The 26,477-nt window shown below is 70.4% G+C and carries 24 protein-coding genes; 11 read left to right on the forward strand and 13 right to left on the reverse strand.

Annotated elements, in window-relative coordinates; genetic code table 11:
• Window positions 1-17: 17 nt before the first annotated feature.
• From G401_RS0106885 to G401_RS52435, 6 genes are all read right to left on the reverse strand, one after another.
• A complete protein-coding gene (locus G401_RS0106885) occupies window positions 18-827 on the reverse strand; it encodes a hypothetical protein (RefSeq protein ID WP_027341921.1) in 810 nt (269 codons plus the stop codon).
• A 76-nt stretch (window positions 828-903) separates the two neighbouring features.
• The gene (locus G401_RS0106890) at window positions 904-1,689 is read right to left on the reverse strand and encodes a hypothetical protein (protein WP_027341922.1); all 786 of its coding nucleotides are present in this window, start codon (window positions 1,687-1,689) and stop codon (window positions 904-906) included.
• 32 nt (window positions 1,690-1,721) lie between these two features.
• A complete protein-coding gene (locus G401_RS0106895; RefSeq protein ID WP_157545392.1) occupies window positions 1,722-2,531 on the reverse strand; it encodes a hypothetical protein in 810 nt (269 codons plus the stop codon).
• Between the two features lie 47 nt (window positions 2,532-2,578).
• On the reverse strand, window positions 2,579-3,760 hold the full coding sequence (gene mqnC, locus G401_RS0106900) for a cyclic dehypoxanthinyl futalosine synthase (RefSeq protein ID WP_034590894.1): 1,182 nt from the start codon (window positions 3,758-3,760) through the stop codon (window positions 2,579-2,581).
• A gap of 94 nt (window positions 3,761-3,854) precedes the next feature.
• Entirely contained in the window at window positions 3,855-6,281 is a 2,427-nt protein-coding gene (locus tag G401_RS0106905) for a hypothetical protein (RefSeq protein WP_027341925.1), read from the reverse strand.
• Between the two features lie 206 nt (window positions 6,282-6,487).
• Window positions 6,488-8,950 carry a choice-of-anchor D domain-containing protein gene (locus tag G401_RS52435; RefSeq protein ID WP_051366295.1) on the reverse strand — a complete coding sequence of 821 codons (2,463 nt, stop codon included), beginning with the start codon at window positions 8,948-8,950 and terminating at the stop codon, window positions 6,488-6,490.
• A 115-nt stretch (window positions 8,951-9,065) separates the two neighbouring features.
• Between G401_RS52435 and G401_RS0106915 the strand changes: the two genes are divergently transcribed.
• The 4 genes from G401_RS0106915 to G401_RS0106930 all read left to right on the forward strand — a co-directional run bounded on the left by G401_RS0106915 (window position 9,066) and on the right by G401_RS0106930 (window position 12,406).
• Window positions 9,066-10,019: an aldo/keto reductase gene (locus tag G401_RS0106915; RefSeq protein ID WP_245601637.1), complete on the forward strand. Its 954-nt coding sequence runs from the start codon at window positions 9,066-9,068 to the stop codon at window positions 10,017-10,019.
• A gap of 5 nt (window positions 10,020-10,024) precedes the next feature.
• Window positions 10,025-11,041: an SAM-dependent methyltransferase gene (locus G401_RS44020; protein WP_064741699.1), complete on the forward strand. Its 1,017-nt coding sequence runs from the start codon at window positions 10,025-10,027 to the stop codon at window positions 11,039-11,041.
• Window positions 10,959-11,243, forward strand: a complete 285-nt coding sequence (locus G401_RS0106925) for a hypothetical protein (protein WP_027341927.1) — start codon at window positions 10,959-10,961, stop codon at window positions 11,241-11,243. Before G401_RS44020 ends, G401_RS0106925 begins: the two co-directional genes overlap by 83 nt.
• A 68-nt stretch (window positions 11,244-11,311) precedes the next feature.
• Window positions 11,312-12,406, forward strand: a complete 1,095-nt coding sequence (locus G401_RS0106930; protein WP_027341928.1) for a hypothetical protein — start codon at window positions 11,312-11,314, stop codon at window positions 12,404-12,406.
• 99 nt (window positions 12,407-12,505) lie between these two features.
• Here the strand turns inward: G401_RS0106930 and G401_RS0106935 are convergent, their stop codons facing one another.
• The 6 genes from G401_RS0106935 to folP all read right to left on the reverse strand — a co-directional run bounded on the left by G401_RS0106935 (window position 12,506) and on the right by folP (window position 17,405).
• Entirely contained in the window at window positions 12,506-13,651 is a 1,146-nt protein-coding gene (locus tag G401_RS0106935) for an NADH-quinone oxidoreductase subunit D (protein ID WP_034590896.1), read from the reverse strand.
• A 9-nt stretch (window positions 13,652-13,660) separates the two neighbouring features.
• On the reverse strand, window positions 13,661-14,890 hold the full coding sequence (locus G401_RS44025) for a hypothetical protein (RefSeq protein WP_051366296.1): 1,230 nt from the start codon (window positions 14,888-14,890) through the stop codon (window positions 13,661-13,663).
• 132 nt (window positions 14,891-15,022) lie between these two features.
• A complete protein-coding gene (locus tag G401_RS44030; RefSeq protein ID WP_064741700.1) occupies window positions 15,023-15,595 on the reverse strand; it encodes a DUF3180 domain-containing protein in 573 nt (190 codons plus the stop codon).
• 40 nt (window positions 15,596-15,635) lie between these two features.
• Complete coding sequence (gene folK / locus G401_RS0106950; protein WP_027341930.1) at window positions 15,636-16,157, reverse strand: 2-amino-4-hydroxy-6-hydroxymethyldihydropteridine diphosphokinase; 522 nt, start codon at window positions 16,155-16,157, stop codon at window positions 15,636-15,638.
• Between the two features lie 34 nt (window positions 16,158-16,191).
• On the reverse strand, window positions 16,192-16,542 hold the full coding sequence (gene folB / locus G401_RS0106955; RefSeq protein ID WP_027341931.1) for a dihydroneopterin aldolase: 351 nt from the start codon (window positions 16,540-16,542) through the stop codon (window positions 16,192-16,194).
• 47 nt (window positions 16,543-16,589) lie between these two features.
• The gene (gene folP, locus G401_RS0106960; protein WP_051366326.1) at window positions 16,590-17,405 is read right to left on the reverse strand and encodes a dihydropteroate synthase; all 816 of its coding nucleotides are present in this window, start codon (window positions 17,403-17,405) and stop codon (window positions 16,590-16,592) included.
• A 280-nt stretch (window positions 17,406-17,685) separates the two neighbouring features.
• On the opposite strand from folP, the gene G401_RS0106965 reads away from it, so the two are divergent.
• Genes G401_RS0106965 through G401_RS0106995 form a run of 7 tightly spaced genes read left to right on the forward strand, consistent with a single transcriptional unit; the run spans window position 17,686 to window position 25,688 of the window.
• Window positions 17,686-17,991, forward strand: a complete 306-nt coding sequence (locus G401_RS0106965; RefSeq protein ID WP_027341933.1) for a hypothetical protein — start codon at window positions 17,686-17,688, stop codon at window positions 17,989-17,991.
• Between the two features lie 9 nt (window positions 17,992-18,000).
• Window positions 18,001-18,363 carry a hypothetical protein gene (locus G401_RS0106970; RefSeq protein ID WP_027341934.1) on the forward strand — a complete coding sequence of 121 codons (363 nt, stop codon included), beginning with the start codon at window positions 18,001-18,003 and terminating at the stop codon, window positions 18,361-18,363.
• On the forward strand, window positions 18,360-21,566 hold the full coding sequence (locus tag G401_RS0106975) for an ATP-binding protein (protein WP_245601638.1): 3,207 nt from the start codon (window positions 18,360-18,362) through the stop codon (window positions 21,564-21,566). Before G401_RS0106970 ends, G401_RS0106975 begins: the two co-directional genes overlap by 4 nt.
• A 5-nt stretch (window positions 21,567-21,571) precedes the next feature.
• Window positions 21,572-23,413, forward strand: coding sequence for an MFS transporter (locus tag G401_RS0106980; protein WP_027341936.1), 1,842 nt, complete (start codon window positions 21,572-21,574; stop codon window positions 23,411-23,413).
• On the forward strand, window positions 23,414-23,953 hold the full coding sequence (locus G401_RS0106985) for a hypothetical protein (protein ID WP_027341937.1): 540 nt from the start codon (window positions 23,414-23,416) through the stop codon (window positions 23,951-23,953).
• Window positions 23,950-25,089, forward strand: a complete 1,140-nt coding sequence (locus G401_RS0106990; RefSeq protein ID WP_034590897.1) for a M23 family metallopeptidase — start codon at window positions 23,950-23,952, stop codon at window positions 25,087-25,089. Before G401_RS0106985 ends, G401_RS0106990 begins: the two co-directional genes overlap by 4 nt.
• The gene (locus tag G401_RS0106995) at window positions 25,086-25,688 is read left to right on the forward strand and encodes a hypothetical protein (protein WP_027341939.1); all 603 of its coding nucleotides are present in this window, start codon (window positions 25,086-25,088) and stop codon (window positions 25,686-25,688) included. Before G401_RS0106990 ends, G401_RS0106995 begins: the two co-directional genes overlap by 4 nt.
• On the opposite strand, the gene G401_RS55620 is transcribed toward G401_RS0106995, so the two are convergent.
• Complete coding sequence (locus tag G401_RS55620) at window positions 25,666-26,217, reverse strand: hypothetical protein (RefSeq protein ID WP_157545394.1); 552 nt, start codon at window positions 26,215-26,217, stop codon at window positions 25,666-25,668. The genes G401_RS0106995 and G401_RS55620 overlap by 23 nt on opposite strands.
• Window positions 26,218-26,477: the final 260 nt, after the last annotated feature.

The raw sequence follows: 26,477 nt of genomic DNA on the forward strand, positions 1-26,477 counted from the left end.
GGCCGGGCTGCCCGCCCTCAGCGGGAGTGCCGAGGGCGCTGCGGCGTGAACGTCTGCGTCTCGTCGTCGATGTCGTCCTCGGGGTCGCGGCGCAGCAGCCGCCACATGAGGATGCCGCCCACGCCGACCAGCACCGCTCCGCCGCCGAGGACGAGGACCGAGCCGATGCCCAGACCGCCGCCGCCGGTGTCGGTCGACGCTCCGGCCAGGGCTGGCGCGCTCTCGGTAGTCGAGGTCGTCTCCACCTGGTCCACGACGGCCTCGGTCGCCTCCGGCGTCGGCGAAGCCTTCCGGCTCGGCGAGGACTTCGGCGACGGCGAAGCGCTGCGGGCGGCCGCGGCACAGTTGCGCGGCTGGCCGCCGACGGTCACGCGCAGGTTCACGCCGTTGTTGCTCGGCCGGGGGTCGTTCGAATAGTTGACGATCATCGCACCGCACGTCTGCGGCTGCGCGTTGATCCGCAGGTTCAGCGTCATCTCCCGGCGGTCACCACGCAGCAGCGGGTACGCGTACGTGCACCGGAGGTGGCCCCGCGACGCGTTCACGCACTGCCCGCCCTGCGCCACGCTGCCGCCGCCGGCGAACTGGGTGCCGTCGGGTGCGGCGATGTCGAGCGACCACGCGCCCGGGGCGGCCATGCCGGGCCCGGCGTTGCGTACCACGAATTTGATTTCGACCGACTCGCCGACGTCGCCGTTCTTGCCGGAGGCGGACAGGCTCAGGTCGGCCTTGGGCACGTCCGCCCGGGCCGGCGCGGCCATGATCCACGCAGCCAGCAACGCCACGAAAACCGCGGCCCAGCCGGCCGCCAGCCTGCGCAACAGCATGTCAGCCTCCCCTACCGGCCGGCGTACGCGCCCGGCACCGAGAATCGCCGGAGCGTAACACGAGCCGGGCTCGGGCTCACTCGTCCGCGATGTCCGGTCGCCGACGGCGCAGCCACCACACGAGGACGCCGCCGGCCAGCACGAGCGCGCCTCCGCCGGCGAAGGCGTACACCGAAGAAGAGGCACCGGAGCTGTCGTCGCCGGCGAGGGCCAGATCCGTGTTCAGCGTCTGCGGGTTGTCCAGCGTCGCGGTGTCCGCGGACGGCGAGTCCGACGGGGCGTCGGGGCTGAGGCTCGGCTCGGCGCCTGGGACGACGCTTGGAGAGGGCTTGGGGCTGGGCTTGGGGCTCGGCTTCGGGCTGGGCTTGGGGAAGCACGTCGTGGGCTGGCCCTTGTAGGTCAGCCGCGAATAGGCCGTGTTGTTCGACGACTTGGTGTCGCCGCCATACGTCGAGACGGCTTTTCCGCAGGTGAAGTGGGTCTTGTCGGTGACCACGAGCCGAATCGTGATCTCGTAGCCTTCCAGCGGCGCGTTGTCGTGCCCGTCCACCCAGAGCGAGCCGTAGGGACGGCAGCGGACATGCCTGGAGTCGATCTTCGTGCAGTCCGGCCAGGTCCTCGGGAAGCTGTCGTCGAACCGGGTACCGCCCGGCGCCCAGAAGTCGAGTTGCAGCCAGCCCGACGCCGCCACCGGACCGTAGTTGTGCCGGTAGAACGTCATGACGATGTGATCGCCGCTGTACGAGTTCTTCTCGAAGGAGACGACCGAGCCCTTCAGACCCACGTCCGTGCGCGGCTCCGCGGCATGCGCCTGCGTCCCCGTGAGCACCACTGCCAGCAGGCCGGTGCAGGCACCGACCAAGATCCCCCGTGTACGCAACGAACTGTCTCCCGTCAGCGGCCGCCGAAACGCGTGTCGAGGAAGTCCTCCCCCTCGTCGTCGTCATCATCGGGGCGGCGCAGGAGCAGCCACATCAGCAGAACGCCCACGATCACCAGGACGATCGACCCGCCGATGATCACCACGGAGAGCAGGCTGACGCTCTTGTCAGGGGCGTTCGTGCCGGCGGTCGGCAGCGCGTCGGCGCTCGTCGCGTCCGCGCCGGCCGCCTCGGTCGGAAGATCCGCCGTCGGCGACGCCTCGGGACTCGGCGACTCCGTCGACGGCGATGGGCTCGGAGACGGCCGCCGTGACGGCGAGGCCGAAACGGCGGCCGAGGGTGACGCCGAGGCGCCGGGCACCGTGACCCGGATGGCCGCCGCGTTGTTCGACGTGTCCGGGTCCACGTAGGTGGCCGCGCCCGGCGCCGTGCCCGGCTCGAACCTCAGGGCGAACCCACCCGGGCCCACCTGCGCCGAGGTGATCCGCAGCCGCAGCGTCAGCGTGTGGTCGCCCTGCTGCAACGTCGTGTACGCGCAGTCCAGCGGCCCGGTCGCCGGCCCCTTGCACCGGGGCTGGAAGATCGCGGCCGGCGTCACGGTGGTCCCCGGCGGGAACGCGATCTTCACGTGTACGCCCGCCGACGGCGCCGACGACGAGAAGTGCAGCAACAGCGGCACGGTTTCGCCGACCGACCCGGTCACCTGGGCCTCGACCGCCCGGAGGTCCACCGGGATCGTGGCGGCCTGAGCAGCCGGAACCTGTCCTGATACGGCCAGCAGTACGCCGACTGCACCCGCCGCGGCGACGAACCGGATATTCATGACCGCCTCCCTCGGGGACGAGGGAGGCTAACACGAATCGACTCCGGTCAGCGTGCCTCGACGAGCGGCAGGGCCTTGCCGGCACCGCCGCCGGGCAGCGCGATCGACGAGAAGTGCGAGGTCACGCGCTCGTCGGTGGGGTCGTCCGCCGGCGTGGCGTGCACCGCGAGGTGGTTGTAGAGGGTGTCGCGCTGGGCCGGGATGCGACCGGCGCTGCGGATCAGCCAGATCAGATCGTGCAGGTTGGACCGGTGCTTCGCCCCGGCCGAGGAGATCACGTTCTCCTCCAGCATGATCGAGCCGAGGTCGTCCACGCCCATGTGCAGGGCCACCTGGCCGACGTCCTTGCCCGTGGTCAGCCAGGACGCCTGCAGGTGGTTCACGTTGTCGAAGAACAGCCGGGACACCGCGATGAAGCGCAGATATTCCAGCGACGTGGCCTGCGTACGCCCCTTGAGGTGGTTGTTCTCGGGCTGGTAGGTCCACGGGATGAAGGCGCGGAACCCGCCGGTGCGGTCCTGGACGTCGCGGATCATGGTGATGTGCTCGATACGCTCGGCGTTCGTCTCGCCGGTGCCCATCATCATGGTCGCGGTGGACTCGACGCCGTGCCGGTGCGCGACCTCCATGACCTCCAGCCACCGGGCGCCGGACTCCTTGAGCGGCGCGATGGCCTTGCGCGGCCGGTCGGGCAGCATCTCCGCACCGGCACCGGCGATGGAGTCGAGGCCGGCGGCCTTGATCCGGACGACCGCCTGCTCGATGGAGACCCCGCTGACCTTGGCCATGTGCAGGATCTCGCTCGGCCCGATGCTGTGGATGACCAGCTGCGGGTACGCCGCCTTCACCGACGAGAACAGCTGCTCGTAGTACTCGACGCCGTACTCGGGGTGGTGGCCGCCCTGCAGCATCACCTGGGTCGCGCCGAGGTCGACGGCCTCGCCGCACCGGCGGAGGATCTCCTCCATCGGGTGCGACCAGCCCTCCTCGTGCTTCGGGGCCCGGTAGAACGCGCAGAACTTGCACGCCGTCACGCAGACGTTCGTGTAGTTGATGTTGCGGTCGATCAGGTACGTGACGATGCCGTCCGGGTAGCGGCGGCGGCGTACCGCGTCGGCGGCCTCGCCCAGCGGGTGCAGGGGTGCATCGGTGTAGAGCAGCAGCGCCTCTTCGGGGCTGATCCGCCCGCCGTCGGCCGCCCGCCGCAGAATGCCGTCGATCTCGTTCATGATCCCGCTGTCCGTCACAGACCCAGCGTACAAGCCGGGAAGAGAGTCGGCCGCGCCCCCGTCCGGGAGCGCGGCCGACTCGACACCACGGAAACTATTCGCCCGTACGCATCAGCGGTGCGGGCTGGTTCGCCGGAAGAGTGAACGTACGCGGGCCGGCGGAACGCAGACCCGCGCCGGCCGAACCGCCCGACAGCGAGTAGAACGTGCCCACCACGTCGACGCAGACGTTCGCCGTGCCGTTGAAGTTGTAGAGCTGGAACGCGCCCGTGCCGCCGAGGCCGGTGACGACCGCGTTCGGCACGATCGCGCCGGCGACCGCGTTGACGTTGCTGACACCGGGACGGACGCCCGACGGCCACACCGTCAGGTAGGTGCCCTTGGTCGGGGCGATCGCCGTCACGTTCAGCGCCAGGCCGAGCGTGTCCGCGTCCACCACCGAGGCCGGCGGCGTCACGGAGACGGTCGTGTCGGCGCCGAGCGCCTTGGCGATGCCCAGCCCGCTGCGGCTGTCCGCGACGCGTACCGGGGTGATGGGCTGGAAGCGCACGCCGTCGCCGACCTTGCCGTCGTCGTAGAAGCCGAAGATGTCGACGATCACGTACGCGTCCGCGCTGGTGTACACCGCGATCGACGGCAGGTTCTGCGCGTCGGCCGGGCAGTCGGAGCACGGCACCGACGGCACGATCGCGAAGTTCGACGCTGTCTGGCCCGCGGTGAAGTTCAGCGTGGACGCCGTCGGCGGCTCGCCGTTGCCGTCCCACGTGGTGAAGTACCCGGGCTTCGACGGCGACACCGCCGTCACGTTGACCGCCCACGCCTTGACGTGCGGGTTCAGATCCGCGCCGAAGTCGACCGGCAGCGTGACGGCGGAGTTGGCCGGCAGCTTGCCGTCCGCACCGAAGTCACGGCTGTCCAGCAGACGGACGGGCGAGTCCGCCGGGATGTACTCACCGCTCGGCAGCGGCGTACCGGTGCCGTCGATGTAGTAGCCGACGACATCCGCGATGATGTTCGCCGACCCCGAGTTGTTGTAGAGGTCCACCTTGCCGCCGTCGCCCAGGGCGACCGTGACCGAGTTGGCCCCGGTCCACCCCGCCGGGAAGTTCAGCGAGGACACCGTCGGCCGCGGGCGCCCGGTCGGGAAGACCGAGACGTAGCCCGCAGCGGTCGGACCGGTGACCGTGACGTTGAGGACGACGGCCGTCGCGCCGCTGACGGGAACCGAGCCACGGCCGGACACCTGCAGGTGAACGGACTTGCCCGGCCCGACCGCACCCTTCGCGGCCCCCAGCCCGGTACGCGTGTCCAGCAGCCGGACCGGCGCCACCGGCCGGAACGTACCGACGAGCGACGGGGTCCCGGTCACCACCAGCGAGAACGTGCGAGTGAAGCTGTACTGGTCGACGACCGTCAGGTTCGCCTGCACGTTCCCGACGACCTTGGGCGAAGCGGTGATCGTGATGTAGCAGCCGTTGCCGGACGCGATGGTCTTTCCGGAACACTGATCGTCCACGATGTCGAAGGCCGACGCCGAGGCACCGGTGATCGTGGCACTCGTCAGCTTCAACGGCCGGTTCCTACCGGTCCGATCGGTGACCTGCAGATACACCGGGTGGGCGGAACCGGTGCTGCCGGCCGGGACGTTGCCGAACGATTCGTAGCCCGGCGAGCCCGTGACGTCGTGCACCGAGATGCCGTTCACGCGCAGGGCGGCGTACCGGGCGCCGGTGGAGCTGTTGTCCGGAATCGTCAGCAGGCCGAGCTGCTCAGTCGCCTTGACCGCCGTCGGCCGGATGGTGACCGAGCACGCCTGCCCGTACGCGAGCGACGTACCCGAGCACCCGTCGGAGACGATCGCGAACGCCGGGGCGTCCGCGCCGGTCACCGCGGCCTGGCCGAGGACGAGGGACTGCGTACCGTGCCCGGTGAAGGTGACGGTCTGGTCGGTGCCGGTGCTGCCGGCCGCCAGATCGCCGGCGTCGTACAGGCGGGAGGCCACGTCACCGGCGACGAACCCGGTCGGCGAGTGCCAGCGCAGCTCGCCGCTCGCGGTCGCCCCCGCACAGCTCGTCAGGGTGTACGACGCGGCCAGGCCGGTCAGTACGCCCTCGGAGTCGCGCTGGACGTCGCCGACCGTCACGGTTCCGGCGTCCTGTGCACAGTGGACGATGGAATCGCGGGCGACCTCCAACTGGGGGTGTCCCAGACCCCCCAGCGAGTACGAGGTCCCCGCCGTCCACGGGTCGGAGCCCGCGTACAGATAGGCGCTCATCGTGCTGGCGCCGCGGGTGAACCAGAGGTCGAGGCTCTCGCCGGTGCGACTCTGGGTGAACGTGTCGTTGTCGTCGAAGGTGCCGGACGCGGTGCCACCCACGTGCGGACCGTCGCTATAGGACAACATGTCGTAGGGAGCCGCCGGAACGGCGGCCGAGGCCGCGACGGGAACCGCCAGTACGGCGGTGGCGACGGCGAGTGACCCCACGACGGCGCCGCTCAGGGCGCGTCGGAGCGTACGCACACAACCCCCATGGGATAGGGCGCTGGAAGAGAAAGAAATGGAACAGCGCACGGTATCCATGGGCGCGGCGGGCAGACAAGATCCCGGGACGAGAACTGGCCGAACGGCCGGGTATCGATCCGTTACGCGGTCCGCCGGTACGCGAAGCGGCCGCGCCCCGTCGCCGGGAGCGCGGCCGCCTTGATCCAGTCCGCAGTGGACTGTCTCTAATGGAGGACGGGGTTCGGCTGATGTGCGCTCAGCGTCTTCGGTCGCACCGGGTCCGGCTGGGTAGCGGTGATTCCCGCCCGCACAGCCGTCACATCGAGCCGGGACTGCGAGTAGAACGCCCCGGACACGTCGACACAGAAGTTCGTGTCGCCGGCCAGGTTGTAGACGTAGAAGTCGTACGGGCCGATCACGGTGATCGCCGCGTTCGGCACGATCGCACCGGCGTTGGCGTTGACGTTGCTGACCGCCGGGCGGGGCAGGTCACTGGGATACACCGTGAGATACGTGTTCCTGGTCGGAGCGATCGCGGTGATGTTCATCGCGTACGCGAGCGCGTCGGGCGCCTGCGCGATGACCTCGTACGGCGGGGAGACGCCCACCGTGATCCCGGTGCCCGGCCTCGGCGTGGTGAAGCCCGAACCAGCCCGGGTGTCGGCGATGCGTACCGGGGTCATGGGCCGGAACCGCAGGCCGTCACCGGCGACGCCGTCGTCGTAGTACCCGAGGATGTCGACGATGACGTACGCCGAGGCGCTGCTGTACACACCGATCGACGGCAGCCCGTGCGCCGAACCCGTGCACACCGTGCACGGTGCCGACGGCACGATCGCGAAGTTCGAGACCGTCTGCCCCTGCGTGTAGTTCAGCGTCGAGGCGGTCGGCGGCGTACCCGTACCGCTCCACGTCGTGAAGAAGCCCGCCTTGGTCGGCGAGACCGCCGTGACGTTGACCGCCCATGCGCGTACGTGGGTGTTGTCGGTGCCGAAGTCCGCCGGCACCTGGTAGGCACCGCCGGCCGCGACCCGGCCGCCCGCACCGGGCTCCCGGCTGTCGAGCAGGCGTACAGGCTCGACCGGCTGGTACTCGCCCGCCGGCTTGCCGCTCTCGGCACTGCCGAGGTAGTAGCCCACCACGTCGGCGATGAGCTGGACCGAGCCCGAGTTGTTGTAGAGGTTCACCTTGCCGTCGGAGCCGAGGCTGACCGTGACGGAGTTCGCGCCCGTCCATCCCTGGGGGAAGTTGAGCGAGGACACCGTCGGCCGGGTCCCACCGGACGGGTACACCGACACGAAGCCGGCGGCCGTCGGGGCGGTGACGGTGACGTTCAGGACGACCGCCGAAGCCGCCGCCGGTACGCCGCCACGCCCCCGGACCAGGAGCGGTACGACCCCTTGCGGACCGACCGCGGCCTTGGGCGCGCCGAGGCCGGAGCGGGTGTCGAGCAGCCGCGCCGGCGGCACGGGCGCGTACATGCCCGCTCCGACGTCCTGCCCGGTCACAGTCAGGGGCGCCCAGGCCATCGCCTGCTCGGTGGTGTGCACCTGCAGCGCGACGGTGGCGACGCCGACCGCGTTCGGCTGGGCGGCGACGCCGACCGTGCACGTCTGGTCCTTGCCGAGCGTCTTGCCCGCGCACGTGTCGCTCACGATGACGAACGCAGGGCTCTCGATCACCGACCCGCTGATGTTCGCCGCCACGAAGGTGAGCGGGTTGAGGCCGGTGACCGTGATGGTGAAGGTCTTCGTAGCGGTACGCGTACCCACCGGGACGGTCCCGAAGTCCATCGACGTCGGCGACGCCGCGGTGGTGTGGTTGTTCACGCCGAAGACCGTCAGGTTGAGATACGTGGCCCCGCGGCCGTTGTTGTTGGCCAACTGCACACGGTCCGAGTTGACACCGAACTGCGCCGCCCGGGCCCTGACCGACAGCGTGCACGACTGCCCCGCCTGAACCGTCGTGTTGCTGCACGTGTCCGCGGTGATCTCGAATCCCGAGCCCGAGAAGACCGTGGCCGCCCCGAACTGGGTTGGTGCGGTGCCCCGAGCGGTGTACGTCACCGTCTGGGGAGCGGTGTAGCCGTCGCCGATGCCGGCGCCCACCCCGATCGAACCGAAGTCGATCGAGCTGGCACTGTAGTCGGTGGCGACATAGCCGAGCGACGAGTTGTACCGGAGCTCGCCGTCCACCTGCTCGGCGTAGCCGCCGCACCCGCTCGCCGCGTACGAGGCCGCGAAGGCGGTCAGCGCTCCCGAGGCGTCGCGGACGACCTCCTTGACGTCCAGCCAGCCGTTCTGGATGGCACAGGCCGAGCCGTCCTTCACCAGGGTGAAGGTGATGTAGTAGACGGCGTCGAGGGTGCCGGAATTGTACTGCTTGACCGTCCACTTCGGATCAATGAGGCTCGGGGCAACATGCACTGTGAGTGCGCGGCCCGGATCTGCCCCCGATGTACCGGTGAAGGTGAGGTCCTCCCCCGAGAGCACGACCGAGGTGTCGGCCGCGCCGTACTCGGCCGCCGAGCGCAGGGCGCTCGACCCCGAGGTCAGCTGGCTGCCCTCGTAGGTGACGCCGGTGATGGGCTCCGCGGCGTTCGCGGAGAGGGAGGTCGCGAAGACGCCGCCCGAGACGGCCAGGGTGATCGCGACCGCGCCGAGAAGGGCGCGTCGAAGAGTGCGCACGTAACCCCCATGGAGAGCGCGCGGAGAATTTGCTCGCGCACCGTACCTGGCCGGTGTTTTCAGGTTCAATACCGTTGCGTCAAGTCCGGCCGAAGGGACGGGTAGATTCCGGATCATGTCTGACATGCGGTACCGCCCGCTCGGCGACTCCGGCCTGCTCGTCTCCGTCGTCGGTCTGGGGTGCAACAACTTCGGCCGCAAGCTCGACGCCGCCGGGACCGCCGCGGTCGTCGCGGCCGCGCTCGACGCCGGCATCACCTTCCTCGACGCCGCCGACATCTACGGCGAGCCGTCCGGTTCCTGCGAGACCTTCCTCGGCGCGGCCCTGAAGGGCCGGCGCGACGAGGTCGTACTGGCCACGAAGTTCGGCATGGACATGGGCACCGGCCGGCCGGACGAGGCGCGCGGCTCGCGGCGCTACATCATGCGCGCGGTCGAGGACTCGCTGCGCCGGCTCCAGACCGATTACATCGATCTTTACCAGTTCCACAAGCCCGATCCGAGTACGCCGATCGAGGAGACCCTCTCGGCCCTCGACGATCTGGTACGCCAAGGGAAGGTGCGCTACCTCGGCTCCTCCCAGTTCGCCGGCTGGCAGGTGACGGACGCGTCGTGGACGGCGCGCGTACGCGGTCTGACGCCGTTCGTCAGCACGCAGGCGCACTACAACTGGGTGCACCGCTCGCCGGAGACCGAGCTGATCCCGGCCTGCCTGAAGGCGGGCGTCGGTCTGATCCCCTACTTCCCGCTGGAACTGGGCCTGCTGACCGGGGTCTACAAGCGTGGCGTCACCCCGCCCGAGGGCACCCGCCTGGCCGGCGCCCGGTACGCGGCCGGCTACGCCCGGGCGGACTGGGACCGGGTCGAAGCGATCGACGGGTTCGCGGCCGAGGCCGGGATCACGATGCTGGACGCGGCCATCGGCGGGCTGGCGGCCATGCCGGGCGTCGTCTCGGTGATCGCCGGCGCGACCAAGCCCGAGCAGGTACGCGCCAACGCCCAGGCGGGATCGTGGCAGCCGACCCCGGCCGAGCTGACCGCGCTCGCCGAAGCGACGGCCGTCCGCTGACCGCGATGGCGGAACGGCTCCGGACGGCGATGGACCGGGCGCTCTACGGGCCCGGCGGATTCTTCCGTACCCATCGTCCGGCCGGGCAGTTCCGCACCTCGGTCACAGCGTCCCCGCTGTTCGCCGTCGCGCTCGCCCGGCTGGTCGCGTACGCGGACGGCGTCCTCGGGCACCCGGACCGGTTCGACCTCGTCGACGTGGGAGCCGGGCAGGGACTGCTGCTGGACCGGGTGATGACCGTGCTCGGCTGGCCGGACCGCGTACGTGCCACGGCCGTCGAGAAGGCGGACCGACCGGACGGGCTCGACGAGCGCATCGCGTGGGTCACCGAGCCGCCGGCCGGGACGGTGGGCGTCCTGCTCGCGACCGAGTGGCTGGACAACGTCCCGCTCGACATCGCCGAGGTGGCCGAGGACGGCCGGATCCGGTACGCGCTCACCGACGGGAGTCTCGGCGACGAGATCGACGCGGCCGACCGGGCCTGGCTGGCGGAGTGGTGGCCGGTCAGCGAACCGGGCGAGCGGGCGGAGATCGGCCGGACCCGCGACGAGGCGTGGTCGGCGGCGGTCGCGACGGTCCGGCGGGGGATCGCGCTCGCCGTCGACTACGGGCACACGCGGGCCGACCGGCGGCCGACCCTCACCGGATTCCGCGCCGGTCGCGAGGTCGAGCCGCGTTTCGACGGCACCACCGACATCACCGCTCACGTGGCGGTGGACTCCATCGGTCCCGCCCGGCTACGCGTACTCCCAGGCAAGCAGCGGGAAGCGCTGCGAGATCTCGGGGTCGACGGCGCGCGGCCACCCCTCAGCCTCGCTCATGAAGATCCCAAGGCCTATGTACGCGCGTTGAGCCGCGCGAGCCAGGCGGCGGAGCTGACCGGTCCGGGCTTGGGTGATCATTGGTGGGTGCTCGCGCCGGTGGCCATAGAGTGGGGGGATGACGACCTTCGCCGAGCTGGACGCGCTGAGCACCACCGACCTGCGCGACCGGGCCTTCGACCTGGCCAAGCAGCGCCGTGACCTGGGATTCTTCATCGACCTGTCGCAGCACCTTCCGTCGGCGGGCGACGCGGAGCAGGGCGACGACTCGCTCGGCGACATCGGCCCGCAGATCGACGACTACTTCAACATGTGGCACGAGCTGAAGGGCCACGAGTACGGCGACCGCGAGCCCCTGATCCGAGCCCGTTTCATCGACTACCTGATGGACGCGGAGAAGTAACCCGTACAGGTGGGGGCGGGGCGCGGCTCCCGTGACTTTCCCCGCGACGATCGGTAGGCTGACCAGCCATGCCGGGCTCCTCCGAATCCCCCGAACGGCACCGCGGCAAGCTGCCCGCGATGCTGCTGTGGGCCGGGGTGGGCATCGCCCCGCTCGCCGCGCTCGCCCTCATCCTCGGCAGCGGTGACCGCTCCCTGCGCGTCGCCGTCGGCCTGGCCCTCGTCGCCGTCGTCCTGATCGGACTGGCGATCGTGCTGCGGCCGGCCGCCGAGCAGATCAAGGAGGAGCTGGAGGACTCCCTCTACGACGAGCTGGACGTCGTCCGGGAGGACATGCGCGGCGACATCACGACGGCCGCCCGCGCCACGCACAGAGCCTTCGCGGAGCGGTTCCAGCAGCTGCAGGACGGCGTCGAGCAGATGCGCGGGCAGGTCGAGGGCATGCGCGCCGAGATCGCCCGGCAGGAGGCGATGCGCGGCAGCCAGCCGCAGCAGCCGTCCCCGCACGCCGCGCCGCCCCGGCCGAACGGTCCCGGCGTCGTCCGGCACACCGAGACCGTCCAGGTCACGACCCGGTCCACCATCGTCGACCCGCACACCGAGGAACCCGCGCCCGCCCGCGGCACGGTCTGGGGCCGGCGCCCCGAACCCGCGCCCGAGCCCGCGCCGCCGCGCCGGGCGGAACCCGCGTACCCGGAGGCGCAGCAGTACCCGAAGTACGAGGAGTCCTGGACCGAGCAGCAGCTGCGCCAGCGGCTCGCCGAGGCGTCGAACCGCGGGCCCGCCCCCGAGGAGCCGCCGTCGGACGAGCGCTGGTCCGGCGTACGCTCCGGCGACCGCTGGGCCAGCGTCCGGGCCGACGAGCGCGGCCGGGAGCTGCGGATGGGCGAGCGGCGCAGCTCGATGCACGCCGACGAGAACGGTTCCGAGGTCCGCTACGAGGACCGCTGGACGGCCATGCGCCGCGAAGACCCCCGGTACGCGGGCGACGCGCCCCGCCGCCGCGAGGAGCAGCCGGACTGGGAGGGCCGCCGCGGTCCCCGGGCGCTGCCGGCCACATCGGACGAGCAGTCGGGGTCGGAGTGGGTCGGCCGCTGGGCGCCACCGGCCGAGCCGGAGCCGGAACCGCGTCGCCGCCGCCGCTACGACGACGGCGGTTATTGATCTCTGCCGGTCCCAAGATCCCGCTTGGATCAGGGATATCACCCGAATCTTGGGCCATGATTACGTGCGAAAACCTGATCCAAACGGGATCTTGGCCGCTTACTTGTCGATGTCGCCGACGACGAAGAACATCGAGCCGAGGATGGCGACCAGGTCGGGCACGAGCGTGCCGGGCAGCAGCGTCGACAGCGCCTGGACGTTCGCGTACGAGGCGGTGCGCAGCTTCATCCGCCAGGGCGTCTTCTCCCCGCGGGACACCAGGTAGTAGCCGTTGACGCCGAGCGGGTTCTCCGTCCAGGCGTACGTGTGGCCCTCGGGGGCCTTGACGACCTTGGGCAGCCGCACGTTCACCGGGCCGCCGATCTGGTCCAGCCTGGTCAGGCACTGCTCGGCGAGGTCCAGCGACACGTGGACCTGGTCGAGGAGCACCTCGAACCGGGCATGGCAGTCGCCCGCCGTACGCGTCACGACCGGCACGTCGAGCTGCCCGTACGCGAGGTAGGGCTCGTCGCGGCGCAGGTCGAAGTCGAGCCCGCTGGCCCGGGCGACCGGACCGGACGCGCCGAACGCGGCGGCCTGCTCCGCCGACAGCACCCCCACCCCGACCGTACGCGCGAGGAAGATCTCGTTGCCGCGGATGATCCGGTCGAGGTCGGGCAGGCGGCCGCGGACCTGGCCGATGACCTCCCGGGCGCGCCGCGTCCAGCCGGCCGGCACCTCTTCCTTGACGCCGCCGACCCGGTTGAACATGTAGTGCATGCGACCGCCGGAGACCTCCTCCATGATCGCCTGCAACGCCTCGCGCTCGCGGAACGCGTAGAAGACCGGGGTGATCGCGCCGAGCTCCAACGGGTACGACCCCAGGAACATCAGATGGCTCAGTACGCGGTTCAGCTCCGCCAGGGCCGTACGCAGCCACACCGCCCGCTCGGGCACCTCGATGCCCATCATCCGCTCGACGGCCAGCGCGACACCGAGTTCGTTGGCGAACGCGCTCAGCCAGTCGTGGCGGTTGGCGAGCACGATGATCTGGCGATAGTCGCGTACCTCGAAGAGCTTCTCGGCGCCGCGGTGCATGTAGCCGATGATCGGTTCGGCGGTGACCACGCGTTCGCCGTCGAGGGCCAGCTTCAGCCGCAGTACGCCGTGCGTCGAGGGATGCTGCGGTCCGATGTTGAGGATCATGTCCTCGGTCTCGATGCCGGCGCCCGTGCCGACCGTCAGTTCCCGCAGCGCCTCAGCCATGGACCGAGCCTACCGGCCGGAACTCCAGCGGTCGTCCTGCCACGGGTCGGGCCGGGGCTGCTGGGTCGGCAGCGAGGTCGCCCAGGACCCCGCCTCCGGGGTGGTCCAACCGCCGCCGGTCCACGTGGTGGCGGCCTCGGCGGCCCAGGTGTCCTCGTCCGAGGCGGCCAGCGGCCGGCCGAACGTCTCGACCAGCCGCGTCACGATCAGGCCGGCGGCCAGGGTCGCGGCGGCCACCGCGTACGGGGAGATCTTCCAGTTGGCCGCGTCGCCGAGGCGCAGGACGAGCGCGACCACCGTGGTGCCCAGGATCGTGCCGAGCACCCCGCCCCGCCGCCCGTACGCCGACACGCCGCCGACGAGCGCGGCGCCGATCGCGAGGCCGGTCCAGTCGAACCCGAGGTCGGGCCGCACGCTGCTGCTGAGCCCGGCGAGCAGGACGCCCGCGGCGGCGGCGAGGACCATGGAACCGACGAGGGCGGCCGAGGCGACCATCGCGCCGAAGGTGCCGCGCCGCAGGGCCGGGTCGCTCACCGGGCGGAAACGGCCGACGCCGCGCCGCAGCGGGCGGATCACGCACAGCACCGCGCCGAGGAACGACACGGCGACGAAGCCGCCGAGGTAGTACCAGGCGCGGTCGGTCGGGTCGAACTCGCCGGCGACGATGACGGGGCCGGTCTGCTTCTGGATCCAGACGACGACTCCGAGCGCGGCGGCGAGCGAGCCGGCCCAGGCCGGTACGTGGAACCCGGCCACCAAGACCGCGACGGCGACGCCGGCGAGCGCGGCGAAGCCCACGATCTTGATGCCGACCGGCGTCACACCGTCCGCGCCGTGCTGGGCGAAGTAGATCGCCGAGGCCACCGCGACCGGTCCGAGCGCCAGGTTCGGCACGGCCGCGCGCAGCGTGGCGCTCGCACCGAGGGCCAGCAGGCCGAGCGCGGCGATGAAGACGACCAGCTCCCGCAGGTGCGTCCCGGTGACGAACGCCTTGTGCTGCGAGTACAGCAGGTACGCGAGCACACCGGCGCCGATCAGGAGGATGGCCTCCCAGGCGAAATGGACGGCCAGCCGATCCCGGCCCGGGTCGCCGTGGTGGGGGTCGTCGAAAATGTCCTCGAGCGGTGCGCTGCCGCCGCGTACCGGCGCGATGGACCCGGTCGACGTCGCCGTGCGGAAATCGGGCTCTTCGCGAAAGCCCGGTTCGCCCCGGAAACGGGTGTCGTCGTCGTAGGCCATCTGGACGCCTCCATCGGTTCGGCCCGCCGGACGCCCCGCTGGCAGCGCGTCTGTTCGGCCCCCGGCGCTCCGCCGTCGGGTACGGCCGCCACAGGCTGGGAACCTACCGGCTGTACGCCGAGAGCAAAAGGCCTAGTGCAAGTCTTCTTCACGCTCGCGGCGCCCGCCGACCGGCACGGTCGCGTAGGTCATCCGGCCGTTTCCGCCGCCCGACCGGCCGTTTCCGTTTCCGTTCTCGTCCTTGTCATCCGGTTGGTCGGGAATCCGGCAGGAGTGCTCCAGCCAGAGCGCGGCCGCGATCAAGGCAAGCGCGGCGACGAAACCCGCGATGGCCGGCGGCAGGTCGGCCCGGGCGTGCCCGTTGTCGCCCTTGAGCACCAGGCCGACGACCATGCCGCCCATGAACCCACCGAAGATCGCCCCGGCCAGGGACGACGCCTTGGCCAGCACGACCCAGCGCGCCACCAGCAGCCCGTGGATGGGCAGGCGGCCGGGCTTGCGGGCGATGCGGGCACGGGTGTTGTTCGCGACCACCACCTCGAACAGGGCCAGCGCGCCCAGCGTCACCGCCGGGATCCACTGCAGCGACGGGATGCGGTTGTACCAGATGCTGACCAGGAGCCAGGCCACGGCCGCCGCGATCAACCCGGCCACGACCAGGGTCGCCGGGTTCGTCGGCCGTAGCGACGGCTTCGGTTCGGTCATGAGAATCACGGCCCCCTGCCGGCGTTGGTGGTCGTCGTCCCTACGACTCTAGCGAGATCTCCGGCCGCGCCCACATGGCGAGCACGTCGGTCGCCACCGGCTCGGCGCGGATCAGGTCGTAGACCCAGCCGTGACCCGGCAGGCGCGCGTACGGCTGCGCCTCCAGCCACGGCCGCAGCACGAAGGCCCGCAAGTGGGCACGCGGGTGGGGCAGCGTCAGCGCCGCGGTGTCGCGCAGGACCGGCTCGCCGTCCGCGGTGGTCGCGGCGATGAGATCCACATCGAGCGTACGCGGGGCGAACCGCCGCCCCGGGTCGCGTTCCCGGCCGGCGGACTGCTCGCAGCGCTGGGCGAAATCGAGCCACTGCTCGACGGTCCGGCCGGCATGCCCGACGATGGCGACGGCATTGAGATAGTTGGGCTGGTCGGCATCGCCCCACGGGGGTGTCTCGTAGACGCCGCTCACCACGAGCAGGTCGTCGCCGAGCGCGCGGACCACGCCGCGCAGGTGGGCCTCACGGTCGCCGAGATTGCTGCCGAGACTGAGGACGACGACGTCCATGCGCTCCTCGCCTGTCACGCTGCTCATCGCGCGCTCACCGCCGGCGGCTGAGGGTGACACTGACATCGGAAAAACTGTGCGGAATCGGGGCACTCGGCTTGTGCACGGTGACCGTCGCGCCATTCACTCGCGTATCACTCAGGCAGGCGTCGAGGAGTCGGTCGGCGAGCGTCTCGATGAGGTTCACCGGCTCGCCCTGGACGATCGCGACGAGCGCGTCCGCTAACTCTCCGTAGTGGACGGTGTCCCGAACGTCGTCGCTCGCGGCGGCCGGGGCGAGATCGAGATCGAGCCGGACGTCGACGACGAAGTCCTGCCCCTCGGCCCGCTCGAAGTCGTAGACGCCGTGGTGCCCCCGAGCCCGCAGGCCGGTCAGCGTGATCATTCATTCCCCCAGGTCATGCGGTTCGGCAGGTCGTGCAGGCCGCCAGGTCATGCGGGTCGCCAGGTGAGCTCGGGTGCGCCGGTCGCGCGCCAGACCGCGATCGCGTCGACGGTCGCGCGGACGTCGTGGACGCGTACGCCCCAGGCGCCGGCCGCCACGGCGAGCACACTGGTCGCGACCGTGGCCGCCTCGCGACCGTCGACCGGCCGGGGCTCGCCGTCGGGACCGGCCAGCAGCCGCCCGAGGTAGCTCTTGCGGCTCGACGCGTACAGGACCGGGAAACCGAGCTCGATCAGCCGGTCGAGGTGCCGCGTGAGCTCCCAGTTGTGCTCGGGCAACTTGGCGAAACCGAGGCCCGGGTCGAGGATGATCCGCTCCGCGCGTACGCCGGCCGCCAGCGCGTCGTCGACGCGGCGGGACAACTCGTCGCGTACCTCGGTGACGACGTCGGAGTAGACGGCGCGCGACTGCATGTCCGCGGAGTGCGCCCGCCAGTGCATGATCACGAACGGGCAGCCCGCGTCGGCGACCACCTTGACCATGGCGGGGTCGGCGAGGCCGCCCGAGACATCGTTGACGACCTGGGCGCCGGCGGCCAGTGCCGCGGCCGCCACCTCGGCCCGGGTCGTGTCGATGCTCGTTGGCACATTCTGTGCCGAGAGTGCCTCGATGACCGGTACGACACGCCCGATCTCCGTCACAGCCGGTACGCGCGCCGCGCCGGGACGGGTCGACTCGCCCCCTACATCAACCAACTGCGCTCCGTCACGGATCAGCGACGTTCCGTGCTGGACAGCGGCAGCGAAAGAGTCGTATCGGCCCCCATCCGAAAACGAATCGGGCGTCACATTCAGGACACCCATGACCACCGGCGGCGACAAGAGCAGCACGTTCTCACATTACTCATGGTCGCCACGCGAGGACGCCCGGCTCACATCGGTGAGCTTGTCGCGGGGCGACCCGCCCCGTACGCTCTGCTATTGAACCTCGCGCTGAGGTGCAAAAATGTACGAAACAGACAGTGACGAGCTCATAAGAACGCGAGACACGACATCGACGCCGCACACAGCGTCCGCGATGAAGTGACCGCGGACTGAAAAGCTGGTGCAGGTGCCGGGCACTCGCATCGGGGAGGGACGCAACATGATCGCCACAGGGCTCGCCCACGTGGCGTGGCAACACGCCAGCGCTCTGGTGGAACTCGCGCCAACACCGTCCCCCGGCACCAACGGTGTCAACACCGACAAGGTCCTGGGGTTCTTCGTCAAGAACATCGTCCCGATCCTGCTGGCCGCGCTGGGCGTCATCTTCATCGGCCGCGCCGGCAAGGGCGAGATGTCCAAGGTCATGACGAGTTCGGCGATCGCGATCGTCGGCCTCGCCTTCATCGCCGGCGCAGGCGCCTTCTTCTTCTTCGGTGAGTACCTCGTCAACCTCATCTTCGGGTGACCGGCCGCGATGAGGCTGCGTACCGACGATGACATCTACCGGGCCCGCCTGGTCTACCTCGGGCCGCCCGGCTACACCCTCCCGGTGCAGCTGCCCTATGCGCAGTACGGCCTGTTCATCGTCCTGGTCCCGCTCTACATGGGACTGCACTTCCTGTTCGCGCAGTCGATCGACCCGTTCCCGGCGTGGGAGATCGCGCTGGCCATGGTCACGACGTCCTACATCTTCCGGCACGTCGACCCCGACCGCCCGGCCCGACTGGTCATCCGGACCGCGCTGACCGACTGGCGGCGGTCCCGTGAGGCCGACCGGGAGCTGGTCGAGCCGCGGATCGTCGCACGCCGGATCGTCATGCGGAGGTCGATCACGTGACCACCGACGAACTCAACGACACCGTCCTGTCCGGCGAGGTGGTCGAGCCCGGCGGACCCGGCGGGGAGACCGATCCCGCCGAGGTCGAGTCGCCGTTCCTCAACCTCTTCGACCCGGACGCGCCGAGCCCCGGCTCGGTCTCGGTGCTGCGCCGCGGCGAGGTGCCGCCCGGCCGGCCGCCCGCGCGTACCGGCGTACCGGCGCAGACTCCGGTCGAGAACGGCCAGCGGCGTACCACCTCGCACCGGGCGCCCGAGGAAGCCCCTCCTGTGGGGAACGCCCCGGAACGGCCGGCCCGGCGGGACGCCGCGGCACGGTTCGCCGGCGGCCCCGAAGGGGCAGGCCGTGGCCCGGCCGGAGCTCCGCCGGCAGCGCCGTCCACGCGGGAGGGTTCGACCGGTCGCGGTGCGGCCCCCGAGGCCACGCCCCGACGCGATCCGGGCCGGGAGGCACCGCGCGCCCTGCAGGGCCGCCAGCCGGACAGCCGCCAGCCCGACAACCGCCAGCCGGCCGGGCGGGAGAGCGCCGGTCGCGAACTCGCTCAGCGGGAACCGGACCGCGGGCAGCGTACGCGTCCGGCGCATGCGACCCCGCCGGCCAAGGCCGAGCCCCGCCAGCAGCGGCCCGCACGCGCCCTGCCGGCGGCCAAGTCCGCGCCGCTGCCGAAGCCGCCGAAGGCCGCCAAGGACCGCGGCCCGGCGATCGAGCTGGCCCTGACCGAGATCGCGGGCCACCTGACGTTCACCCCGCACGCCGTCACCGCCTGGTACTGGGTGCCCGAGGTCCGCTGGGCGTTCCGCCCCGACCCCGAGCGCGAAGCGCTGATCGACGCCATCGCCGAGCAGTACGCCGGCCTCGCCGGATTCCGGCTGCACGTCCGGCGTACGAGCCGGCCGTTCCCGGCGGCCGAGTGGGCGCGCACGATCGACCATCTGACCACCCGGCCGCTGCCCAACGTCCAGGGCTCGACGTCCTGGTCGGATCACCTGGTCGCGGCGCAGCAGCACCTGGTCGGCTCCAATCACGCAGAAGGCCGGACATATCTGGGCGTCACCTTCGCCCGCCGCAGCCTGGGCGACGCCTTCTCCAGCCGCCTGTTGCGCGCCTTCGGCAAGGGCAGCACCCTGTCCGAACGCTCCAAGCTGGAGCGCAGCGTCGAGCAGTTCGACGAGGTGCTGGGCGCGTTCGGCATGCGCGGCCGCCGGGCCAGCGCCGAGGAGCTCGAATGGCTGCTCTACCGGTCGGTGGCGCTAGGCATGGACCCGCCGGCGCACGCCAGCTCGGTCGGACACGGCCACTGGGAGGCCGGCGACCTGCTGGCGCTGACCGAGCAGATCGAGCGCTACCGTGCCCCCTACGGCTCGAGCGTCAAGCTCGTCAACCGGCTCACCGGCGAGGAGAAGCACGTCGCCGTGCTGACCGTCGGCCGCATGGAGCCGCTGGACATCCCCGAGCGGCACGAGCCGTGGCTGCACTTCCACGAGCGGCTGCCGTTCCCCATGGAGCTGTCCAGCCGGATCGACATCCTCGGGCAGTCGGACAGCTTCCGCAACCTCGAGCAGCGCCTGCGCATGATCCGCTCGCAGCAGCTGGACTACCTCGAGCACGGCATGGACGCGCCCCCCGAACTCGAACGCCTCGCCAAGCGGGCGCTCGTGATCGGCGATGAGATGACCACGGGCCTTCCGGTCGACTCCGCCCGCGCCCACGGCTGGCACCGGATCGCGGTCGCCGGCAGCTCGCGGGACGAGTGCCTGGAACGCGTACGCAAGGTCGTTCAGCTCTACAGCCGCGAGATGCGCATCTCCCTGCAGCACCCCAAGCAGCAGGACCAACTCGTCCGCGAGTTCATCCCGGGCGAGCCGATCGCGAACTCCGGCTACCTGCGCCGCATGCCGGTCAAGCTGCTCGCCGCCGCGCTACCGCAGGCGGCGTCCACCGTCGGCGACAACCGCGGCGACCTGATCGGGCGTACCGCGGGCACGTCCCGCCGGCCGGTCTTCCTCGACCTGCACTTCCCCATGGAGGTACGCGAGCGCTCCGGTCTCGGCGTGTTCGTCGCGGAACCCGGTGGCGGCAAGTCCACCCTCCTCGGCGCGCTCGGCTACCTGGCCGCCCGGCGCGGCGTACGCGTGACCCTGCTCGACCCGAGCGGCCCGCTCGCCCGCCTCACGTCGATGCCGGAACTGCGGCCGTTCTCCCGGGTCATCAACCTGACCGGATCGGAACAGGGCACCCTGGCCCCGTACGCGCTCATCCCGACCCCGTCACGCGACGAGTTCCCCGACACCGCCGAGGGCGTACGCGAATACGACATCGCCGTGTCCAACGCCCGGGCCGAGCGCCGCATGCTCGTCCAGGACATCGCGTCGATGCTCGTCCCGCCCCAGGTCGCCAAGGAAGCCTCGACGGCGACCCTGCTGCGGCACGCGGTGCGGACGATCCCCGCCGAGGAGACGTCCACCCTGGACGACGTCGTCGAATGCCTGCGCGGGCTCAGCGAGTCCGAGGGCCGTGAGCTCGCCAACCTCCTGCTCGACACGGCCGAGATGCCGCTGGCGCTGCTGTTCTTCGGCGCTCCGCCGCCCGGCCTGCTCGGCTCGGACGCGGCCCTGACGGTGATCACGATGGCCGGCCTCCGGCTGCCCGACCTCAAGATCGAACGCGAGTACTGGTCGGCCGAGGAGGCGCTGGCGCTGCCCATGCTGCACACCGCGCACCGGCTCGCCGTACGCCGCTGCTACTCCGGCGACATGCACCAGCGCAAACTCGTCGGCCTCGACGAGGCGCACTTCATGGAAGGCTGGCGGTCCGGCCGGTCGTTCCTCGTCCGCCTCGCCCGCGACTCCCGCAAATGGAACCTCGCGGCCCTGGTCGCCTCCCAGAACCCCAAGGACATCCTGGGACTCGACGTACAGAACCTCGTCTCGACCGTCTTCGTCGGCCGCATCGCCGAGGACACCGAAATCGCCTCCGAAGCGCTGCGGCTGCTCCGCGTACCGACCGACGTCGGTTACGAAGCGGTCCTCGCCGGTCTCTCGGCGGCGGACGGTGGATCATCGGCGCGCCTCGGCTACCGCGAATTCGTTGTCCGAGACGTGGACGGCCGAGTACAGAAGATCCGAGTCGACGTCTCGTATGTCGAAGGGCTGCTCGCGGCCCTCGACACGACGCCGCTCACCGCCCCCGTCCCGGCCGGGTGACGGCCGTGAACCGGCTCGTCAGCGGCGCGCTGGCCACCCTCGTCCTCGCCCTCGGTACGCTTTTCGCCGGCCCGGTCACGCCAGCCACGGCCCAGCCGCCGGCAGTGGCGGCGCCGGGAGATCCGGCGTGCTCGCTGGAGGAGTGGCAGAAGTACCCGCTCCAGACGTGCATCGACCGGCTGCAGGACGTGGCGTCGGCCCGAGTGCAGTGCCTGGAGGCGCCGACACCGGAAGCGCCGGACAACGGGATGGCAGGCTGGTTCATCTCCAAGCCCACCTGGGATCAGCGCGGTATCGGTCGAGATCTTTACAGCCGCTACGGCTATGCGGGCTACGACTACACGACCTATGACATCGGCTGTGCGCAGACCGTCATGCATCCCGACTACAAGTTCGAGAACACCGTCGCAAATGGCGAATTCATGCTGGCCGGAGGCATCATCGGTGGTTCCAACGCGCTGCGCGAGCGTGCATGGGACCCCGGCCAGATGTGGGGTTGGGCGGATCCGCTGGTCGAGAACGCCACTCAGGCGATCTACAGCAAGGTCTTCTCGGTCTTCGGCGTCCTCACCCTGGCCGTCGTTGGGCTCTACCTGATCTGGCGCTCGCGAAACGCGCAGCTCTCGGGCGCTATGACCACCGCAGGCTGGGCGCTGTTCGTCATGGTGGCGGTAACAGCGATCGCCGCCTGGCCGATCCGCTCGGCGCACGTCGCGGACACCGCCCTGACGAGCACGCTTGGCGTAGTCCATGACGCCGTTGGCCCCAGCTCTGCCAAGATTCCGCCGGATTGTGCATCGTTGGATACGGTGGACTGCCGTGACAACCGGCCGCCTGCGGTCCGCTCCAGTGATACCGCGGTGAGGACGCTTCTCTACCGGAACTGGCTTCGCGGCCTCCTTGGCTCCGCCGACTCCGAGACCGCCGAAAAATACGGCCCTGCGCTGTACGACTCCAAGTCACTGACGTGGGGGGACGTTCAGGCAATCCAGCAAGAGCCCGACCCCATCAAACGAGCGCAGGATCGCGATACGCTCCTGCGCAAGAAGCAGCAGAACTGGATGAAGGTCGCCGAGCAGATCCGCACCGAGGACCCCGACGCCTACCAGTACCTGCAGGGCACCAAGGGCATGGAGCGCATCGGCGCAGGCTTCGTCGCCATCCTCTCCGCGATTTCCTTCGCCCTCTTCGACATCGTCGCCTCCGTCCTGGTCCTGCTCGGATTTCTGATCTTCCGCTGGGCCGTGATCGCCGCCCCAGCCCTCGGTACCGTCGGGCTGCTCCGGCCGGCCAGTGCTGGCCTGCGTCGCCTCGCCGGCGCCGTCCTGGCCGCCGTCTTCAACATCGCTATCTTCGGCACCGGCGCCGCCGTCTACCTGTCCGCGGTGGACCTCATCATGAGTACGCCCAGCCTGCCCGGCTGGCTTCAGGTGACGTTGATGCTGCTCTGCGGTGTGGTCGCGTGGATTCTGCTGCGCCCGTACCGCCGGATCACGCAGTTGGGCGGCAACACCCCGGCGAACGGCTGGGCCCGGGCGCTCGTACGCCCAGCCGCGGCCACCGCGGCGGCTACGGTCGCGGGTGGAGCGGCGGCTGGTGCGGCCGCTGCGATCGCAGGGCGGCCGGAGACTCGACCGGACGCGCCGAACGAGGCCAAGCCGGCACCGACGGAGACGCTCCAGCGGGAACTCGTGCGCAGCGAGGCTCTTCCGGAGCAGCGCCGCTGGGTCACGCCGGGGTTGCCAGAGGCCGCGCCCTCGCAGGCGATCTACCGCCCGGAGCCCGTACGCGAGTCCGCGCCCGAGCCGTCCAGCAGTCAACCGGTCGTGAGGGCCGAGGCGAGGTAGATGCGCGCCACGCTCGTCGGGCTCCTGCGATCCCGGGTCGGGGTCGCGCTCATCCTCGCGGCGATCGTGCTCGGCGCGGTCGGTATCGCCCGGGTCTTCGGTGACAACCGGGCGACCGGTCCGTCCACGGGCAGCTACACCGCGCCTTCCGCAGATCCGCTGTTCCCGGCCTCCACCGCGCCCGATGACGGAGTCGTCTCCGCCATACCCACGGTGTCGCCGAGCGTCGCGTCGGGAGCAGCCACGCCGGCTCAGGTCGCGAGCGCGTTCGCCGCCAGCTGGCTGCAGCGTACGCGTACCGCCAAGGCCTGGCTCGACGCGCTCCGACCGCATGCTACCCAGCAGTTGGTGGACCAGTTGCAGGGCGTGGATCCCGAAGACGTGCCGGACACCCGGATCACGGGCACGGTCGCGCTGGTGACCTACTCGGAATCGGCCGTGCAGGCGGTGATCCCGCTGGACAGCGGCCGCCTGGTCCTGCGCATGGTCGGTCCCAACGGGCACTGGTTCGTGGACGGTGTCGACTGGGAGCGGGCATGAGCGACGACGCCGGTCTCTTCGCCGAGGAGCAGCTACGCGACCCTCGCCGGCGGCGCCCACGCCCCGCCCTCTGGATCGCGCTGACCGCCACCCTGGTCCTGCTCTGTTGCGGCGGCGGGCTGAGCGCGTTCACCCTGGACCAGCTGTCGGGTGGATCGGACGTCACCAATCAGGCCTTCACCTGCGGCAAGAAGGGTGTCCTCGACCCTGGCAAACAGATGCCCCGGATCGGCCCCTACGGCGAGGACCAGGTACGCAACGCCGCGATCATCATCAAGACCGGCCACGACCTGAAGATCCCGCCACGAGGCTGGATCATCGCCGTCGCGACCGCGATGCAGGAGAGCAACCTCATCAACCACGGCTTCCTCGGCGCCCGGAACGACCACGACTCACTGGGCCTCTTCCAGCAGCGACCCAGTCAGGGTTGGGGCACCCCTGAGCAGGTCATGGACCCGGTCTACGCCTCGAAGAAGTTCTACGAGAAGCTCATCAAGATCCCGGGCTGGGCGACCCTCCCGCTCACCGTCGCGGCCCAGACCGTGCAGCGCTCCGCCTATCCCGACGCGTACGCGAAACACGAGCCGCTCGCCACGACGATCGTGAACACGCTGGCGGACGGGGCAGGTCTGGCCGTCGCCGCTGCTTCGGAGTTGCAGTGCGCCACCGCCGGCGAGATCGCGGCCTCGGGCTGGACGGTTCCGGTCAAGGCGGACATCGTCTCCGGCTGGCGTACGTCCGACCGCCCCACCCACAACGGAGTCGACCTCGGAGCCTCCCGATACACCCGCATTCACGCCGCCGCCGCCGGTGTGGTGATCGTCAGCAAGTGCGACATCGGCAACTGCGACCATGACGGCTCGCCGAGTACCCCCGGTTGCGGCTGGTTCGTGGACATCCTGCACGCTGACAACGTGATCACCCGCTACTGCCACATGGTGCAGCGCCCGTTCGTCTCCGTGGGCGATCGCGTCACGGTCGGGCAGGTCATCGGCCTCGTCGGCACCTCGGGGCACTCGTCCGGCCCGCACCTGCATTTCGAGACGCACCTCAACGGTGACCGGTCGTTCGACGGCGCGGTCAATCCCGTCCCGTTCATGGCCGCCCGTGGAGTCCCGCTCGGGGCGGCACCGTGACCGAGTTCGACTTCCACCGCTGGGCCAACGAGTTCCGCCGCGCCCCCGCTCCGATCATTCCTCTACCGGCGCTTCATGTCGCCGCCGCCGACCCCACCGCCCTCCGCGGCAAACGGGTCGTCGTGGGCCTGCCCGGTCACGGCTGGCGTACAGACCTTCGCGCTGACTCCCTGATCCGCCAGGACGCTCGCAGCCTGGTCCCGGTCCTGCCGGAGGCGGACTGGTACCGCGCGGAGCAGGACCGCGTCGAGGTCTTCGCTCCCCTGATCCCCGCCGAGCGAGTCTGGGTGGAGACCCTGGGTGAGGACATCGCCGAACCCGATCCGGCCGACGCTGTCAGCATGGACAGGCCGCCCGTACGCCCCGCCGTCCACGCCGAGGGCGTACCGTTCCTCACCGGCCGCCGCCTCGCCGTGATGACCGAGCGCGCCGACGACTACGTCGCGGAGCGCGATGTCCGGGCCGTCACCGAAGCACATCGTGGTCTCTCCGCCCCCCAGGTACGCATCGCCACCGAAGGCGACTGGTACCGCTGGGCGTCCACCGGCCTGGTGCCGCCGACGAGAATCGTGCCGCTCAGCTTGGTGTGGTTGGAGTAATCGACACCGAGGGCGACGGAGAAGGATCCGGCAACCGGGAAGCCCCACACACCCGCCAGCCGTCCTGATCTACCAAAGTAAAGCGCCACTGCATGATGCGCGTACGTACGGTGGTGCCCTGCCCTTGGTTCACCTGCAACTCAACATCAACATATTTACCACCGTCGACCTCGGTAGATCGGCTAATCACCAGCTGCGTTGCGTAGCCATTGGCCTGTTCGCTTGCTATAAGATCGCTCTCCAACGACTGAACTTCCCCTAGCTGGGGGTTCTTACACGAGAAGAGCGCGGCGCGATCGTTGTCTCGCGACACCAAAGCGGCATCTATGTATTGTCGAACAACAACCTTGGCGATCGTTCTATCGATTTTAGTCTTCTGGTCATATGACCGGAGGGCCAGCCCGGTGCCCACCACGCCCCCCAGCACGACGATGCCTAGCACCGTCAGGACGACTCGCTTAACCCTCGATCTGAACACATGGAACATCGTAAACCAGCGGTCCACACTGCCGAAGATCCCGATCGACACCCCCGCGCTTGCCGCTTGGGGCTCCGAGAGCCCATTCAGCCATCGGCAATGCGGTGCATCCCCGGTCAGATTGAACGCGAATATCCAGCACATGATTATCCGATGCCAACACATTGTGCGCCTGCACCCAGTAAATCGATGATCAAATCGGCAGAGTAACCGCACTCACCGTCCGCAACGTCGCCTCGGAGACTATGTCCTACCTGTTCAGGCCTGGTTGCCGCGGCACGTCGTAAGCTTCCTTCGACGACGCAATAACC

This window comes from Hamadaea tsunoensis DSM 44101 (genome assembly GCF_000428945.1).
Classification (GTDB): Bacteria; Actinomycetota; Actinomycetes; order Mycobacteriales; family Micromonosporaceae; genus Hamadaea; species Hamadaea tsunoensis.